Annotated in this window: 15 protein-coding genes; 8 read left to right on the top strand and 7 right to left on the bottom strand. The window is 51.2% G+C overall.

The window, feature by feature from the left end; genetic code table 11:
- Positions 1-34: 34 nt before the first annotated feature.
- Together lysA and lptM are read right to left on the bottom strand one after the other, a co-directional pair.
- The gene (gene lysA, locus AT705_RS12590; RefSeq protein ID WP_058796858.1) at positions 35-1,288 is read right to left on the bottom strand and encodes a diaminopimelate decarboxylase; all 1,254 of its coding nucleotides are present in this window, start codon (positions 1,286-1,288) and stop codon (positions 35-37) included.
- Positions 1,289-1,486 (bottom strand): LPS translocon maturation chaperone LptM, encoded by a 198-nt coding sequence (lptM, locus tag AT705_RS12595; RefSeq protein WP_058796859.1) that lies wholly within the window; start codon positions 1,484-1,486, stop codon positions 1,289-1,291.
- Between the two features lie 127 nt (positions 1,487-1,613).
- Here lptM and cyaY point away from each other — a divergent pair, with 127 nt between their 5' ends.
- The 7 genes from cyaY to add all read left to right on the top strand — a co-directional run bounded on the left by cyaY (position 1,614) and on the right by add (position 8,497).
- Entirely contained in the window at positions 1,614-1,934 is a 321-nt protein-coding gene (gene cyaY, locus AT705_RS12600; protein ID WP_010387071.1) for an iron donor protein CyaY, read from the top strand.
- A complete protein-coding gene (locus tag AT705_RS12605; RefSeq protein ID WP_058797992.1) occupies positions 1,934-2,587 on the top strand; it encodes an alpha/beta hydrolase in 654 nt (217 codons plus the stop codon). Before cyaY ends, AT705_RS12605 begins: the two co-directional genes overlap by 1 nt.
- Positions 2,588-2,604: 17 nt before the next feature.
- Entirely contained in the window at positions 2,605-3,504 is a 900-nt protein-coding gene (locus tag AT705_RS12610; protein ID WP_058796860.1) for a DUF2914 domain-containing protein, read from the top strand.
- A 19-nt stretch (positions 3,505-3,523) separates the two neighbouring features.
- Complete coding sequence (gene hemC, locus AT705_RS12615; protein WP_058796861.1) at positions 3,524-4,462, top strand: hydroxymethylbilane synthase; 939 nt, start codon at positions 3,524-3,526, stop codon at positions 4,460-4,462.
- 1 nt (position 4,463) lies between these two features.
- On the top strand, positions 4,464-6,263 hold the full coding sequence (locus tag AT705_RS12620) for a uroporphyrinogen-III C-methyltransferase (protein WP_058796862.1): 1,800 nt from the start codon (positions 4,464-4,466) through the stop codon (positions 6,261-6,263).
- On the top strand, positions 6,260-7,363 hold the full coding sequence (locus tag AT705_RS12625) for a heme biosynthesis HemY N-terminal domain-containing protein (RefSeq protein WP_058796863.1): 1,104 nt from the start codon (positions 6,260-6,262) through the stop codon (positions 7,361-7,363). Before AT705_RS12620 ends, AT705_RS12625 begins: the two co-directional genes overlap by 4 nt.
- Positions 7,364-7,501: 138 nt before the next feature.
- Positions 7,502-8,497 (top strand): adenosine deaminase, encoded by a 996-nt coding sequence (gene add, locus AT705_RS12630; RefSeq protein ID WP_058796864.1) that lies wholly within the window; start codon positions 7,502-7,504, stop codon positions 8,495-8,497.
- 26 nt (positions 8,498-8,523) lie between these two features.
- On the opposite strand, the gene AT705_RS12635 is transcribed toward add, so the two are convergent.
- The 3 genes from AT705_RS12635 to ubiD all read right to left on the bottom strand — a co-directional run bounded on the left by AT705_RS12635 (position 8,524) and on the right by ubiD (position 11,394).
- Positions 8,524-8,934, bottom strand: coding sequence for a CBS domain-containing protein (locus AT705_RS12635; protein WP_058796865.1), 411 nt, complete (start codon positions 8,932-8,934; stop codon positions 8,524-8,526).
- Between the two features lie 129 nt (positions 8,935-9,063).
- The gene (gene fre, locus AT705_RS12640) at positions 9,064-9,777 is read right to left on the bottom strand and encodes an NAD(P)H-flavin reductase (protein WP_010387081.1); all 714 of its coding nucleotides are present in this window, start codon (positions 9,775-9,777) and stop codon (positions 9,064-9,066) included.
- A gap of 144 nt (positions 9,778-9,921) precedes the next feature.
- Positions 9,922-11,394: a 4-hydroxy-3-polyprenylbenzoate decarboxylase gene (ubiD, locus tag AT705_RS12645; protein WP_058797993.1), complete on the bottom strand. Its 1,473-nt coding sequence runs from the start codon at positions 11,392-11,394 to the stop codon at positions 9,922-9,924.
- A 274-nt stretch (positions 11,395-11,668) separates the two neighbouring features.
- On the opposite strand from ubiD, the gene AT705_RS12650 reads away from it, so the two are divergent.
- Entirely contained in the window at positions 11,669-14,311 is a 2,643-nt protein-coding gene (locus tag AT705_RS12650; RefSeq protein WP_082668987.1) for a sensor domain-containing protein, read from the top strand.
- On the opposite strand, the gene AT705_RS12655 is transcribed toward AT705_RS12650, so the two are convergent.
- Both AT705_RS12655 and AT705_RS12660 read right to left on the bottom strand, forming a co-directional pair.
- Entirely contained in the window at positions 14,308-15,093 is a 786-nt protein-coding gene (locus AT705_RS12655; RefSeq protein WP_058796866.1) for a tetratricopeptide repeat protein, read from the bottom strand. The genes AT705_RS12650 and AT705_RS12655 overlap by 4 nt on opposite strands.
- An 81-nt stretch (positions 15,094-15,174) precedes the next feature.
- Complete coding sequence (locus tag AT705_RS12660) at positions 15,175-16,608, bottom strand: M28 family peptidase (protein ID WP_237113727.1); 1,434 nt, start codon at positions 16,606-16,608, stop codon at positions 15,175-15,177.
- Positions 16,609-16,629 lie beyond the last annotated feature (21 nt).

A 16,629-nucleotide genomic window follows, 5' to 3' on the forward strand; every position in this document is an offset into this window, starting at 1 on the left:
TTGTGATAACCCTACTTTGCCATGCTGTGCGCCATTACGGAAGCACTTGCTCACCCTGCCACAGTGATTCCAAAGTCTCTCTTTTGCGGATCAAGTGACAAGTATCGCCGTCGACCATGATTTCTGCAATCCGAGGGCGTGAATTGTAATTCGAGCTCATCGTAAAGCCATAGGCGCCCGCACCGCGTTGTGCCAGCAGATCGCCGGGTTGAATAGCCAGCGGCCTGTCTTTGCCGATAAAGTCACCTGTTTCACACACCGGACCCACAACATCATAAGTGTACAATGGGGTATCGTCCTGCCTGGGGGCAACGGCAATGATTTGCTGCCAGGCCTGATATAGTGAGGGCCGCAACATATCATTCATGCCCGCATCAACAATGGCAAAATGCTTATCTTTGGTTGGCTTGAGGTACTCCACCTTGGTGACTAACAGCCCGGCGTTGGCGGCAATGGCACGCCCTGGTTCAAAAATCAGTTCCAGATGTTGATAGTTTGCCAGTCGCGCTTTGACCTCAGCCGCATAGGCACTGGGATGAGGTGGCTTTTCGCTGTTGTATGGCACGCCCAGGCCACCCCCAATATCCAAATGCTTTAGTGTGATACCAGCTGATTCCAGCGTCTGAACCAGGGCCAGTACTTTATCCAGTGCGGCAATAAAGGGGGTAACTTCAGTAAGCTGTGAGCCGATGTGGAAGTCTATGCCCACCACTTCAAGACCCGGCAAAGCGCAAGCCAGCTGATAGACATCAAAGGCTTCTTTGATATCGATACCAAACTTGTTTTCTTTTAGTCCGGTGGAAATATAGGGGTGTGTTTTGGCATCGATATCCGGGTTCACACGAATTGAAATAGGCGCGAGCAGATTGAGCTCACTGGCGACTTCGCTGATGCGATGCAGTTCAGCAGCGGACTCGACGTTAAAGCATTTGATGCCTGTTTTGAGTGCAAAAGCGATTTCCTGTGCGGTTTTTGCGACACCAGAAAACACAATTTTGGCCGGATCGCCGCCAGCTTTGAGCACCCGTGCTAATTCCCCCTGGGACACGATATCAAAGCCTGCACCGAGTCTGGCGAGGACATTGAGTACCGCAAGGTTACTGTTGGCTTTGACGGCATAACAAACCAGATGCGGATGCCCCTGTGCGGCATCGGTGAATGCATGATAATGACGCTCCAGCGTCTTGCGTGAATACACATAACAGGGCGTACCATACTGTGCAGCGATGTCGCTTATGGGCACCTGCTCGGCATGCAATTGGTTATCCTGGTAGTGAAAGAAATCCATTTACGACTCCTGTTTCGTATCATCGTCTTCAGACGGTGTAGTATCCTGGGCAGGCTGAGGTGCTTGCTCGGGCGCATTGGTCGGTTGGGAACGTTGCTCGGGTAAATACAGAGGCCCACTCTGACCGCATGCACTTAATAGCAAGAGGCTGGTCAAGATCAGGGTAAATAGGCTAAATTGAGTGTATGTCGCTTTCATTAGATTAATGATGTCAGTGCCTTTATAATCGCAGAGTAACAGAATTGGTAAAAAAAGCAGCTTAGAAAGTAAATTTAATTCCGTCCGAGCGGCGGACTTTCGGGGTTTGCACAGTAAGGATCAAGCTATGACAGATCATGAATATCATGAGTTAGCCGATGCGTTAATGTTGACCATTGAGGAACAAATTGACGACTGCGAGGTCGACCTGGATTATGAATCGGCATCCGGGATCCTGGAAATTATTTTTCCGGACCGTAGTAAAATTGTGATTAACAAGCAAGCCCCGTTGCATCAGGTGTGGGTCGCCACTAAGTTTAATGGGCATCATTTTGAGTTGCGCGATACGCAGTGGATAGACAACCGTAGCGGCGCTGAGTTCTGGCAGTTTATGAGTGATGCAGCAACGCGTCAGGCCGGTCAGACCATTGAATGGCAGCACGACTGATGTTGCCGTTTGTAGAATACCCAGCCCAGGGAACTCACAGGGCAAGCGTAATTTGGTTACATGGCCTTGGTGATTCAGGAGAGGGCTTCTTGCCGATTGCTCCTGAGTTACGATTACCTGCCGACCTAGGCGTACGGTTTGTTTTCCCGCATGCGCCTGAGCAGCCGGTCACCGTGAACAATGGCATGGTGATGCGTTCCTGGTACGACATCAAATCCTTTGATCTGGATAAAAGAGCCGACGAAGCGGGTGTGAGAGACTCTGCGAAGTTGGTCGAGGCGCTTATTGAGGCTGAACTGGCGGCTGGTATCCCAGCAGAGCGCATCATTTTAGCCGGTTTTTCGCAAGGCGGGGTGATGGCCCTGCATGTGGCGCCGCGTTTCAAGGCGCGCCTGGGTGGCGTGATGGCGTTATCTTGCTATATGTGTGCCCCTGAAAAACTTGCGCAACAAGCAGTGCAAACCGACCTGAACGTGTTTATGGCCCACGGCAGCCTGGATCCCGTGGTTCCTATGGTTGCAGGGCGACAAGCATTTGAGACCTTACAAGCACAAGGCTATGAAGTAAGCTGGCAGGATTACCCGATGCAGCATCAGGTTTGTCAGGAAGAGCTGGAGGCAATTCGCACCTGGTTACTGGCTAGGTTAACGTGATAATAGAGTGATCCCCCATGACACAACGCATTGTGATTAAAACAGCGGTAACGAAAGCAAATGAGGCCCCGGCTAAGTCCATCACATACCAGTACCACTGGCGCCGCATTGGTGTGGTCGGCAGCGCGGCAGCTTGTGGCCTGGCTGCTTTGTTTTATGGGATCGTGAATTCGGTCAGTGCCGATGAGCAGCCTGTAACGGCGATGAATACCTATCAGCAAACGGCTCAGGTCGACAGTGTTATTGACACTGCTGATATGGACACATCTGAGTCTGTCAGTGAGCCCGATGGGCAGCTGGCCTTTGAGTCTGTCTCTGCACCATTAATATCTGAACCTGTAGTGGCTGCATTGCCGCAAGCCACAGCGAATTTAGTGGTGTCGGCAGCAGCGGAAAACAGTCAGGTTGAACCCGAGCTGACCGATGAGCAAGAGGTGGTCGCTGATGAGCAAGAGGTGGTCGCTGATGAGCAGGAAACTACTGAGCTGACCGTTGATGAAGACACCAACAACGCGCCGACTAAGCGTTTTGCTGAGGACGCACAGGTTGCCAGTGTGGCCATGGCTGCTCAGGTTGATACCAAGCACATTAGCCGTGCCGTGTTGACCACTGAAGTGATGAACCGGGAACCGGTGAATGTGCTTAAAGACAGTGTTGAGCAATCGGCCTTTTCGGATAAGCTGTATTTCTTTACTGAAGTACGTGGTTTGCAGGGACAAACCATTCGCCATTTATGGTTTCATCAGGATCAGTTAATGGCAGAGATTGATCTGGCCATCAGTGCGAACCGGCATCGTACCTACTCCAGCAAAAACATAATGCCCAGCCAAAGTGGTCAGTGGCGTATTGAAGTGATCACCGCAGATGATCGGCTACTGGCACAAAAAACCTTTAGAATTATCGCAACCGCTCAATAGTGAGCAGACTGAGTAAAGCATGACGACGAAAAAAAATGTGTTGCGCATCGCAACAAGAAAAAGTGCGCTGGCCTTATGGCAGGCCGAGTATGTGAAAGCTGAACTGGAAAAGTTCCACACTGACCTGACGGTTGAACTAGTACCCATGTCGACCAAAGGCGACAAAATCTTGGATACCCCCCTGGCAAAAATCGGTGGTAAAGGATTGTTCGTGAAGGAGCTGGAGCAGGCCATGCTGGAAGGCCGTGCGGATATTGCCGTACATTCGATGAAAGATGTCCCGGTTGACTTTCCTGAGGGTTTGGAATTGCACACCATTTGTGAGCGTGAAGATCCCCGTGATGCATTTGTTTCGAACCGCTACAAGGCGTTGTCTGAGCTTCCGGCAGGTGCTGTTGTCGGCACTTCAAGCCTGCGTCGCCAATGTCAGATCCGGGCCCAGCGTCCTGATTTGGTGATCAAAGATTTACGCGGCAATGTGAATACCCGCCTGGCTAAGCTGGATGCCGGTGAGTTCGATGCCATTATTCTTGCCGCTGCAGGCTTGATCCGACTGGAGATGGCTGAGCGGATCGCCAGTTTTGTGAGTGTTGAAGACTCACTGCCTGCCAATGGTCAGGGGGCCGTCGGTATTGAATGTCGTAGCGACGATGCGCAGGTTCAGGCCTGGCTTGCCCCGCTTGAACACAGCGAAACACGCATGCGTGTGCTGGCTGAGCGCGCAATGAACCGTCGTCTGGAAGGTGGCTGCCAGGTGCCGATTGGCGCTTATGCAGAAATCGACGGTGAGCAACTTACCTTGCGTGGGCTGGTTGGTGCGATAGACGGCAGCCAGATTTTACGCGGCGAGCAAAGCGGATCGGTTGCTGATGCTGAGCAATTGGGAGTCCGTCTGGCGGAATCTTTGCTGGCACAAGGTGCGGATCAAATTTTGGCTGAGGTTTACCGGGACAACTAATGTGAAACTAGCCATCACCCGCCCGGCAGGCAAAGGAACCTTGCTTGGTGAACAGCTTGAAGCACAGGGGATCAGCTGTGACTGCACCCCCGTGCTTGAGCTGGTTAAGCTGCCAGTCAGTGAGGCTGAACTGGCACCCATCATGGAAGCTGAACAGCTGATTTTCATTTCTCAGGATGCAGTGTATTACCTGGCACAGCATCAGCCTACCTTTTCTCCCGACTGTCAGTTTTTTGCTGTAGGTGAAAAAACCGCAGCGGCCATTGAGGCCTGTTTTGACCGCCGTGCTATGGTACCCGAGCAGCATGATTCAGAGGGATTACTCGCTTTGCCCGCACTGCAACAGATTGAGGATAATCGGGTTGTGGTGGTCAAAGGGCATGGCGGGCGCACGCTGATCAGCAAGATGCTCAAACAGCGCGGCGCCCGGGTATCACATTGTGTGGTGTATGAGCGGATCCCGGCTGCCACTGGATCTGATGTCTGGTTGGACCACTGGCAAAGGCAAGGCATTGACGGTATAGTGATCACCAGTAATGCGGCCATTGATGCCATCTTTAATACCCAGCAAAGCAAATTACTAAACTGGCTGAGCAGCCGTCGGTTTTATCTGGTCAGTCAACGCAGTGCAGAATACCTTCGCGAACAATATGCGATAAAGGACAAACAAATCGCCATCAGTGCAGGCGCCGATAACGATGCGTTACTGGCCTGCATTATGGATAATCAGCCCCGTCAAGGTGGAACTATGACAGAACAACAACAAAGTCAGTCAGGCCCTCAGGCTTCGGACAAGTCACCCAAACCCGCCGCTGTGTCGGGCAAAATCAGCAAAACGGCCATCCTGGCTCTGGTGGTGGCGCTGACTTCCGGGGTCGGGGCTGCGGGTGTCTATTATCTGGGACAACAGCAGCTGACTCAGTATCAGCAAACGCTGGCGCAACTGACTCAGGATAATCAGCAATTGCACGGTGAACTGGCGTCGAGTAAACAGACTCTGGCCGAGCTACATGGGCAGCTGGCGCAACGTGATCAGGCGATCGCGCAGCAACTTAAGGCGCAAACGCGTGAACTTGAACAGCGATTACAGGCGACCTTGCAGACAGCCAAGCAGCAGCTTGGGGGCGCTCAAAAAGCAGAAATTGCCGCGCTGACACGCAGCGCTGAATTTCAGGCCAATATTCAGCGCCATTATCTGGCTGCTGCCGCTACACTGACACGCTTGCATACACTAGTGCGTGAACAAAGCAATACAACGACTGTGCAAACCGCCATTGCCGCCGATCTGGCGCTTTTGAAGGCCCAGCCTAAACCGCAGCTGGAAGCGCTATATTTGGATTTGCATGGTTATGTGGTTCAGGCTGATGATTTGCCATTACAGATCATGACCAAACCGGCAGATCCGCAGAGCGAACAGCGTGAATTAACGGAGCAGGTGAGTGACTGGAAGGCCAATGCCTGGCGTTCCTGGTTAAAAATCCAGGATCAGTTCATTAAGTTTCGCACCCATGATAAACCGGTCATTGATCCGATACTGGATGCTCAGGAGCAGCAACTTATTCGCGCTCAGCTGAACAGTTATCTGCGTCAGGCGCAGACCGCTCTGATGCAGCAACAGCAGAGTGTGTATTTCACCGCACTGGAAGGTGCCGGCATGACCTTAGCGCGTTATTACCGCTCTGATGACAGTGCAGTAGTTGCGATGCAGGCAGGTTTGAAAGCGCTGCAACAAAAAGAGTTTGCAGCTCAGGCAATGCTTGAGTTACAGACCCCACAGGCGGTGAAGGAGTGGTTACAATGACACGTACACTGATCTCGATCATTGTGCTGCTGGGCGTGCTGGCAGCAGGCCATTTGTTGATTGACGAAAAAGGCTACTTGTTGATTGCGGTGAACAATCACACCATAGAGACCTCTTTGTTTGCGCTTGCTGTAATTGTGATTTTTGCTGTGTTGCTGGGTGCTTTGGTACTGAGCGTGCTGGGTGCACTTTGGCGGACATTCGCTCGTAGCCGTGGCTGGCTAAAAGGGCGCAAAAATAAGCGTCAGCAACAAGCTTTGGAAGCGGCTGTCTGGGCATGCATTAATGGTGATGACGCGCAGTTGCAGCAGGCTCTGAGCATCGCTGAGTTGCCAGCACAGTGGCAGGATCAGCAGCGCGCAATGGCGGCGCGGGTTGCGTTACAACAGCAACAGTCTGCACAGGCGCTGGCACAGTTACAGGGGATGTCTCCAGAGTCACAGGGAGAGGTCGCTAAGTTGTGGCTGCAAGCCAATCAGGGTGAGCAGGCACTGTCCTTGCTGGGTGCACAAATGGATGAGAAAAAAGTCCCGGACAACGTGGTTGCCAGTTACCTTGATGCGTTGATCCAGGCTGAGCAGCGTGAGCAAGCGTTGACACTTATCCAGCAAAGGCATAAACAATTGCGCTGGTCAGAAGCGCGCTGGAAAAAGCACCTCAATGCGTTGTTTGCCTTAGATGACAGCTCGGCGCAGGCGACCTTTAACGCGCTACCCAAAGCGTTGCGTCCTATGGCTGCAGGTACTTTTACTCAGCAAGCCTTGCGACAGGGACAATTTGATGTCGTGCGCGGTGACTTATTAAAATATCTGAAAAAAGGTCAGTACCAGCAATTGGCTGAGGCGTTGCAGTATGCTGGCAGCTCAGATCCTGAGTTGCGCAAGCTGATACAAGCGGCATTGCATAAGCAGCCGGAGCAACCTGAGTTGCTGTTTAGTCTGGCATGTCTGGCCAATGCAGAGGGAGAGTACGAACTGGCAGCCAAGATATTCGACACGCTGGCAAACTCCCCCTGGCAAACGTTGTGGCAGCAGCAAGCGCAGCGCGCTTATGCCCAGACCGGGCAATTTGATAAAGCCTATCTGCTGGCCACTCAGTAATACCATGATACAGTCAAAACACCGGTCGCCTGACCGGTTTTTTTTGCGATGAATATTCCGCTTTGCGGATATTTGTCCTTGAAACTACACTTAAGCTGCGTATGATCTGAAAAATTTTATCTGCAATCCGAGTGCCTTATGATCAATACCAAACTACCTTTACTTGATTTACACCGCCACTTAGACGGTAACGTGCGTGCTGAGACCATTTTAGACCTTGGTCAGAAGTTTAATATGCCGCTGCCTGCTCACGATGTGGAAGGGTTAAGGCCACATGTTCAGGTCATTGATAATGCGCCAAACCTGATGGCTTTTCTGGCCAAGCTGGACTGGGGCGTCAAGGTGCTGGGTGATTATGATGCTTGCCGCCGTATTGCAGTTGAAAATGTGGAAGACGCCATTGCACAGAACATGGATTACACTGAGCTGCGCTTCAGCCCGTATTATATGGCTAAAACCCATAACTTACATCCGCAAGGCGTGGTCGAGGCGGTGGTCGACGGCATAAAATCTGCCACGCAGGGTCGGGATATCAAGGTGAATCTGATTGGCATTATGTCGCGTACCTTTGGCGTTGAAAAATGCCAATATGAACTCGATGCCTTGCTGGCGTTCAAAAACGATTTAGTGGCAGTGGATTTGGCCGGGGATGAAATCGGCTTTCCGGGTGCCTTGTTCATTGATCATTTTAAACAAGTTCGTGACGCCTACTTGGGCGCAACAATCCATGCCGGAGAAGCCGAAGGGGCCAGCAGCATCTGGCAAGCTATCAATGAGCTGGGCGCGACGCGGATTGGCCATGGTGTGAAAGCCATTGAAGATCCTAAACTGATGGATTATCTGCGTGATAATCGCATTGGTATCGAATCTTGCCTGACCAGCAACTTACAAACCAGTACCGTGGCAAGCATTGAGACGCATCCGCTCAAACAGTTTTTAGATCACAGTATTCTGGCTACCATCAACACAGATGATCCTGCGGTACAAGGCGTGGAGCTGGACAATGAATTTGAACGCGCTGCACCACAGGCTGGTCTCAGTGGTTCTGATATCCTCCAGGCACAAAAGAATGCGGTTGAAATTGCATTTTTGAGTGATGCAGACAAGCAGGCGCTGTTACAAAAGTATGCGTAACCCGCGTTAGTATTTTGCTAAGCTGCTCAGTGTGTTGAGCAGCTTAAGTAGTTTTCTTTTAATGCACTCAGCACTTGGCTGCGGGTGACTACCGCTATCACCTTCTCATTATCGACAACCGGATAGATTTTTGGCTTGTCCTGTTGCATCTGCGTCGCTAAATCCACCACAGTGGTGGTTTTGCTGACCGACAAAGTTTCTTTTCGCATTAACTGACCAACCTGGGTTGCACCATCACAGAAATAACTACTTTGTAGCAATGGCGCAAGCAGTTGTTGCTCGGATATAAAGCCGACCAGTTTACCATTGCGGTCCTGGACCGGGGCGCCAAAAAGGGCAAACTTTTCTAACTGTGCAATGGCTTCCGTGATTTCAGTATCAGGGGTGATCAGCGGAAATTGTGTGGACATGATGTCTGAGATAAATTGTTTAGCCATGGGGTTCTCCTGTTAAGTGACAAACCCAGTATGGATAACTGTTATCAATTTTTAAAATGGATTATTTATATCAGAGTGATTGATTTTATAAATTGAATGCGCGGTTGGGCAACCGCGCATCACAGGGCATTATTTGATAAATGCAAAAGCGTCCGCGAACATGAATTCACGTTGTGCGCCATGATTGATGAAGTCGTCACGCACTATGCCAATCATGTCAAAACGGCCTGCCATGTAGACACTGTATGGTTCAAGCGAGACAATGTCTTTCATGACTGCCTGATGAACATAGCCGGTATGACCCTTCCAGTGCTCTGACGCATGTTCAACCACAGGAATAAACTGAAAGTTTGCTTTGCTGTTTGCCCAGGCTTCCATGTCTGCCTTAGCATACAACGCAGATTCTTCTTTAACGCCCCAGTAAAAGAGTACTGGCTGGTCGTAGTTAATTTCAGCAAGGTGATCGGCCATGGACTTAACATACGAAAACCCTGTGCCGCCTGCCAGTAATACCAGAGGTCTTGCCTGTTCAGGGCGAACCTGAGAAACACCCAGTCCTACTTCCAGGTCAACCTGTGTTTGGTTGGTGTGGGCCGCTTTTAAATGATCCAATGCTTGCATCGCATAAGAGTCGGCACCTGATGCACCAATGTGCAGCTCCAGGGCATTTTTCTTCGATGGGCTGCTGGCGATTGAAAAGGCGCGTTTGTCTTTTTCACCCAGTACTAACTGCAGGTAATGGCCAGCTGCAAATTCGGCATCCTGCTCAGGTGTTAAGACAACTTTAGATACGTATTCGGTCAGTGACGAAATCTCGGCCACTGTGGCTTTGAGTACTTGCATTTTTTACCTTAGAAAATAAGCACGGTGGTGAAAGTGTGTGCACTTTAGCACACTCAGGTTAACCCTGTAACCGCTTTCACACCAAGACAGACAGATTCCCGCTTAGCTTATCGTCGTATGCCAGAAAAAAGTCTGTCGGATTCATTAAGTTTTAATGATTTTCAGGCTATCCCAGATTTCATCAACGCGTTGTTTAGTCGCCTCGTCCATCACGATGGGCTCACCCCATTCCCGATCGGTTTCACCTGGCCATTTGTTGGTGGCATCCATCCCCATTTTTGAGCCAAGGCCCGATACAGGTGACGCGAAATCGAGGTAATCAATTGGCGTGTTTTCTATCATAGTGGTATCCCTGGCAGGGTCCATGCGCGTCGTGATCGCCCAGATCACATCATTCCAGTCTCTGGCATTGACGTCATCGTCACACACAATCACAAACTTGGTATACATGAATTGGCGCAGGAACGACCACACCCCCAGCATCACGCGTTTAGCATGGCCCGGGTATTGTTTCTTCATCGTGACCACCGCCATTCGGTAAGAGCAGCCTTCCGGGGGAAGATAAAAATCAACAATCTCAGGAAATTGCTTTTGTAAAATCGGCACAAAAACTTCGTTGAGCGCAACACCCAGGATGGCCGGTTCATCGGGTGGACGGCCGGTGTAGGTGCTGTGATAGATGGGATCTTCACGATGCGTGATGTGTGTCACTGTCATCACCGGGAAGTCATCTACTTCATTATAATAGCCCGTATGGTCGCCATACGGACCTTCCGGTGCGGTTTCGCCCGGTTGAATGTAGCCTTCCAGGATAATTTCCGCTGTGGCCGGGACATGCAGGTCGTTGGAAATAGATTTAACCACTTCGGTTTTACTGCCACGCAACAGGCCGGCAAAGGCATATTCGCTCAGGGTGTCAGGCACCGGGGTTACGGCACCCAGGATGGTAGCGGGGTCAGCGCCTAAGGCAACAGACACCGGATACGGCTCTCCAGGGTTTTGTTGGCACCATTCCTGAAAATCGAGTGCGCCGCCACGGTGGGACAACCAGCGCATAATGATCTTGTTTCTGCCGAGTAGCTGTTGACGGTAAATGCCGAGATTCTGACGCTTTTTATGCGGTCCTCGGGTGACGGTTAGCCCCCAGGTGATGAGGGGGGCTGCATCCCCTGGCCAGCAATGCTGGATAGGGAGCCGGGTGAGGTCGACCTCATCACCACTCACTACTACTTGCTGACATGGGGCTTTTTTGAGTTCTTTCGTCGGCATATTCAGCACTTGCTTAAAGACCGGGATCTGCCCGAGTGCCTCTTTGATCCCTTTGGGCGGCTCTGGTTCTTTTAAAAATGCCAGCAATTTACCCACTTCACGTAGTTCACTGACGTCATCCTGACCCATGCCCATTGCAACACGTTTGGGGGTGCCAAACAGGTTAGCCAGCACTGGCATATCGAAGCCAATGGGGTTTTCAAACAGGATAGCCGGTCCACCGGCACGCAATGTACGGTCGGCAATTTCAGTCATCTCCAGTTTGGTGGAAATGGGCTGGCTGACCCGTACCAGCTCGCCCTGCTTTTCCAGCAGAGCAATAAATTCTCTTAAATCTTTATATTTCATCATTCATTTGGGCTGCACAGACGTTATGGCGCTAGTATAACAAGTCGCCAGAGGTAGAACAGAGATTTACGACTGGTTTGCCGGTTTGGTTTACTGGCAAGGTGACGTCAGATGAAAAAGGGCGAACTGTGGGTGTATCAAAGTTCTATTAACGACTATTATGCTAACAGGGGAAATAATTGATTCGGCGCAATAGTTTGAACCGGGTATATATCTTTGTTTTTGGCTTTCAGTTATAGTCATTTGCATTGCGCAGTATTTGATTGGAGGCGGCTTGAAGATAACAACCATAATAGCCAGCTCATGTATTGCCATTCTGGCCTTATTTTGTTCCGCTGCGTGTAGTGCAGGCGCGCAGCCATTTTTGCCTGTGAGTGCGTTTGAACAGCACAGTGCTGTGATGTTACTCATTGAGCCCAAAAGCGGTAATATCGTCCAGGCGAATGAGGCAGCTGCGCAGTTTTATGGCTACTCTCAGGCCCGCCTGGAAACCATGCAAATCCAGCAGATCAATCAGTTTACACCCCAGCAGGTTGAGCAGGAGAGAATGTCAGCGCTCAGCGAAGGGCGTAATTATTTTATCTTTCAGCATCAGCTTGCCAGCCAGGAAATCAGAACCGTGAGCGTGTATTCTGCCCCGTTTAGCAATGAACAGGGACAGCCACTGTTGTTGTCAGTGATCCAGGATATCAGTGCACAACGTAGTCTGGAGCGCGACCTGTGGCATTACCAGTCTAACCTAGAGCAGCAAGTCGCCCTGCAAACCGCCGAATTGAAAGAGGCGAATACGGTGCAGTTGATCCTGCTTGGCAGTGTGATTGCGATTCTCGGCGGTTCTATTTTGGTGCTGGTGTTGTTTACCTTGCACTTGCGCCGCGCCAAACGTCGCACCGACCTGCAGAAAAACCGCTTCAGTGCCATTTTTAATGCCATTGGGGATTACCTCATCTATACCAATTCAAGCAATGTGGTAGCCTCGGCCAACCAGGCAGCGCGGCGAGACTTAGGCAGTATTCAGGGTCGCCCAATAGCGCTTATTCTGGAAGATTGTCGCTGCCTGGATAACCTGTGTGCTGAGCCCGTGGAATGTCAGGTTACACTGGCAGGTAAACGGCGCGATGTTGAGATCAGTAAAACCCCAGTGCTGGACAATGCAGGGATAGAGACTGGTTCTATTTATTTGATCCAGGACATCAGCAAGCGCCTTGCGGGCGAAAAAGAACAGCGCTTGGCCAGCACGGTATTTGCGACAACCAGTGAAGGAGTGTTGGTATCGAATCGTGACAATCAGATCCAGATGGTGAATCAGGCTTTTACCGACATTACGGGATTCTCGGCAGCAGAGGTGCTGGGCAATACACCGTCCATATTCAATTCAGGCCGGCATGATGCGGCCTATTTTGCTCAGCTATATGATGCTCTGACCTCGCGTGGACACTGGGAAGGCGAGATCTGGAATAAACGCAAAAATGGTGAGGTTTATCCAAGCTGGCTGCAAGTGTCAGCAGTGTTTAATGCCGCGGGCGAAATCGATATGTATGTGGCACTGTTTAATGACATTACGTCACGTAAGCGCAATGAACAGCTGATGTGGCAGCAGGCCAACTTTGACAATCTTACCGGGCTGGCAAATCGTCACCATTACCATACCAAGTTTGATTTGGCGCTGGCGCAGGCCAAACAAAAGCAAACCCGTCTGGCGGTGTGCTTTATCGATCTGGATCGCTTCAAAGCCGTGAATGATACGCTGGGGCATCATATTGGTGACCAATTATTGATTGACGCGGCCAATCGTATCCGTGAGTGCACCCGTAACTCGGATACCGTTGCGCGATTAGGTGGCGATGAATTTGCGCTGCTGTTACCCGACATGGCAAAGATCAGTGATATGGAAAAATTGGCGACCAAGGTACTACATACGCTGAGTGAACCGTTTTTTCTGGAAGGCCATGAAGCGTTTGTGTCTGGCAGTATGGGGATCACCTTCTACCCCGATGATGGCGCAGATCGCAAAGTGTTGCTGAGAAATGCCGACAGTGCCATGTATAAAGCAAAAGAACATGGTCGTAACTGTTTTCAGTTTTTCACCTCTGCGATGCATGAGCATGCAAAAGCACGCAGTGCGCTGGAAGGAGCGTTGCACCGCGCGCTGACAAATCGTGAGCTTTATCTGGCGTACCAGCCGATCGTCGGGCAGAAACGACTGGGTTGTGAAGCCTTATTGCGTTGGCACAATCCGCAGTTGGGATTGGTGTCGCCTGCTGATTTTATCCCCATCTGCGAAGAGCTGGGATTGATCATCACTATCGGTGAATGGGTGTTGTATCAGGCTTGTGCGCAGGCTAAATCCTGGATCACGCAAACGGGTCAGCCCTTATTTGTTTCTGTGAATGTGTCGAGTACACAATTTAAGCGACAGGACATTGCCAGTCTGGTTGCCAAGGTGCTCAAAGAAACCGGGTTAGCGGCCGATGCGCTGACACTGGAGATCACTGAAACCGTATTGGCGGACAACTCGGGCCATATACAGCGACAGCTGGAGAGCTTGCGTAGGATGGGCGTTGGCCTGGCGATTGATGACTTTGGAACGGGCTATTCGTCATTGAGCTATCTCAAACGTTTCCCGCTGTCTAAATTGAAAATTGATCGCGCCTTTATTCGGGATCTGCCTGAGGATGAGGAAGACCGAGCCCTGGTGAGTGCGATTATCTCTATGGCCGGACAGCTTAATCTGACGGTGATTGCGGAGGGGGTTGAAACCCAGGCCCAGCTGGCGTTTTTACAGTCGCTCGGATGTGATTACACACAAGGTTTCCTGCATGCGAAACCCGCTGATGCGGCACAATTTGAAGCCTTTATTCATAGTTATGCAGAACAGTCTGACGGAGAGGCCGGGCAGGCGAGTATGGCGCGCTAGTCACACGCCTCATTACCAGAACAGAGCTCATTGAGCAGTGTGTGTGCTTTGACGTTGCCCTGTGCGGCGGCCTGACGCAGCAGTTCGATTGCCTGTTTGGGGTCTGGCTCTCCCCCTTCGCCCTCTAGTAGCATGGTTGCGAGATTATACTGCCCCCAGTGATCATCGTGTTGTGCTGCAATCGCAAAGGCTTCGCGTGCCTGCTGCAGTTCACCCATTTGATAGTGCGCTATGCCGCGTTGGTTGTAGGGTGAGAGCCGGTGTTTGGCTGTTGGTGTATGCAGGTGTGGTATCACTCTGGGTTTGACTATCCCACCCATGACATAAATGTCATTGGGGCGGTGGATGGCGTAGATCGCACCTTGCTCAAAATAGTCTGTCAGTTCAGCGCGGGGCCATTGCAGTGTTGCGGTATCAAAATAATTGTCCAGCATCAGGTTATCTAACTGGATCGCCCGTTTTACATCCCGTTTGCGTCCGTAGGTATATCGCCCTTGTTTGACTGTGATAGTGTCGTCGGCTGTCGCCACAACCTGAGTGATCCGAAATTGGGCCTGGTAGACTCGTTGCGTGTCAAAGCGGCCCAAATCAATCAAAATCAGGTCATCTGTTTTGGGCTCGAGTAACAACCGCTGAAACTGCGCTGTTTGCTGGGTATGCTGGAGCCAAAAATACCCGATAATGCTCACTATGGCCGCAATCTGTAACACGCTTTTGAAGCGGATGAGAAAGCGGGTGATCAGGTCGTGGGATGTGAACAGACTGGCGGTGAGTTTATCCATGGGCATTCCTTGGTTGGGATGAGGCACCGGCTGTGTCAGTCCGGTGCCTGTGAGGAAATCACTTGCTGAACAATGCCGGCATTATTTGCCCTGCATCGGTGTTTTGCCATTAGCAGCCATTAAAGCAAAGACGGCATAGGCTGCGGTATTTTGCTTGAGTTTGTCTGGATCCACTTTATCCAGTGTATCGTCGGCCGTGTGATGATAATCAAAATAGTCTGTACCATCCTGATGCAGGTCGAAAATGGGCGCAGACGTCATGTTATTTAGCGGGATGAGGTCCGGACCACCACGCGCGCGATTAGCGCCAATATAGGTAATGCCGAGCGGTTTAAGTTGCTCTGCAATGGCACGCACTAGCGGCAGAGACGCAGCATTCACTTTTGACTCGAACGCATAGACCACGTCAGCGCCAAAGTCTGACTCAGCGGCGGCTACAATCTGCGCCAGTTTGTCTTCATGGCGTTTAAAGTAGGCTTTCGCACCCCACAAGCCAAGCTCTTCCGCGGCAAACAGGACCACCCGGATACTGCGCTTGGGGCGAGTCACTGACGCAATGTGTTTGGCTGCTGCCATGGTCAATGCCATACCAGCGCCGTCGTCCAGTGCGCCTGTTCCCAGATCCCAGGAGTCATGATGGCTGCCGAGCAGCACGTATTGCTCAGGAAACTCTGAACCTGTGATTTCGCCGATCACGTTAAAGCTGGTTCCTTCGCCCAGATCTTCGGTTTGAATATTAATTTCGACCTGAGGGGTGTGGCCATGCTTGAGCAGACGCGCGATTTGGTCGGCGTCCGGATTCGCAATGGCTGTTGTGGGGATTTTTGTAACTTGTTCATCGTAGTGACTGCCGCCGGTGTGGGCAAAGCGGTGATGGGCAGTACTGACGGAACGCATCATGTAAGCGACTGCCCCTTTTTTCGCCGCTTCCACAGCGCCCTTATTGCGTGCCTGAACCGCCGGGCCGTAGCCGTTACCATCGATATCCCGATTCATTCGGTAATTGATGAAGGCAATTTTACCTTTCAGGCTACCCGCTGGTGCGGCTTTCAGTTCATCAAATGTTTCAAACAGCACGACCTCACCACGTAACCCTTGTTGTGGGGTACTGATACTGTTGCCCAGCGCTGTGATATGTAGGGGTTGCTCACTGGGCGCAATCAACTTGGCCGATTCATGATAGCGGCGCCATTCAGGGAAAGTCGCAGCTTCCAGCCAGACTTTATCAAAGCCCAAACGATTAAACTGTTTCTCAGCCCAGGCCACGGTTAATTTGTCGTTTCCTGTGCCGGGCAGGCGTGGGCCAATTTCGGTGGTGAGCGATTCCAGTAACTGCCAGCTTAAGTCGCTCTGACTTGCCAGCGTGCGCACCTTAGCGACGTCTTCGAGTTGTTTTTGCGTGAGTTCATCAGAGTGACTCACAAAACTGGCGGTTAACGCACACAGTGGTAATAGCCAATGTCTGGCGGCGCTGGCTAGCCTGCAAAAAGGCGCAAAGCGTATTCTCTGATCCATAGTAACCCTTGGTAATTTACA

It is taken from the genome of Pseudoalteromonas rubra (assembly GCF_001482385.1).
GTDB classification, from domain to species: Bacteria; Pseudomonadota; Gammaproteobacteria; order Enterobacterales; family Alteromonadaceae; genus Pseudoalteromonas; species Pseudoalteromonas ardens.

What these genes read in the sequence shown, in the direction of transcription:
- lysA (WP_058796858.1), bottom strand. Translation starts at nt 1,288, where the DNA reads ATGGATTTCTTTCACTACCAGGATAACCAATTGCATGCCGAGCAGGTG.
- lptM (WP_058796859.1), bottom strand. Translation starts at nt 1,486, where the DNA reads ATGAAAGCGACATACACTCAATTTAGCCTATTTACCCTGATCTTGACC.
- cyaY (WP_010387071.1), top strand. Translation starts at nt 1,614, where the DNA reads ATGACAGATCATGAATATCATGAGTTAGCCGATGCGTTAATGTTGACC.
- AT705_RS12605 (WP_058797992.1), top strand. Translation starts at nt 1,934, where the DNA reads ATGTTGCCGTTTGTAGAATACCCAGCCCAGGGAACTCACAGGGCAAGC.
- AT705_RS12610 (WP_058796860.1), top strand. Translation starts at nt 2,605, where the DNA reads ATGACACAACGCATTGTGATTAAAACAGCGGTAACGAAAGCAAATGAG.
- hemC (WP_058796861.1), top strand. Translation starts at nt 3,524, where the DNA reads ATGACGACGAAAAAAAATGTGTTGCGCATCGCAACAAGAAAAAGTGCG.
- AT705_RS12625 (WP_058796863.1), top strand. Translation starts at nt 6,260, where the DNA reads ATGACACGTACACTGATCTCGATCATTGTGCTGCTGGGCGTGCTGGCA.
- add (WP_058796864.1), top strand. Translation starts at nt 7,502, where the DNA reads ATGATCAATACCAAACTACCTTTACTTGATTTACACCGCCACTTAGAC.
- AT705_RS12635 (WP_058796865.1), bottom strand. Translation starts at nt 8,934, where the DNA reads ATGGCTAAACAATTTATCTCAGACATCATGTCCACACAATTTCCGCTG.
- fre (WP_010387081.1), bottom strand. Translation starts at nt 9,777, where the DNA reads ATGCAAGTACTCAAAGCCACAGTGGCCGAGATTTCGTCACTGACCGAA.
- ubiD (WP_058797993.1), bottom strand. Translation starts at nt 11,394, where the DNA reads ATGAAATATAAAGATTTAAGAGAATTTATTGCTCTGCTGGAAAAGCAG.
- AT705_RS12655 (WP_058796866.1), bottom strand. Translation starts at nt 15,093, where the DNA reads ATGGATAAACTCACCGCCAGTCTGTTCACATCCCACGACCTGATCACC.
- AT705_RS12660 (WP_237113727.1), bottom strand. Translation starts at nt 16,608, where the DNA reads ATGGATCAGAGAATACGCTTTGCGCCTTTTTGCAGGCTAGCCAGCGCC.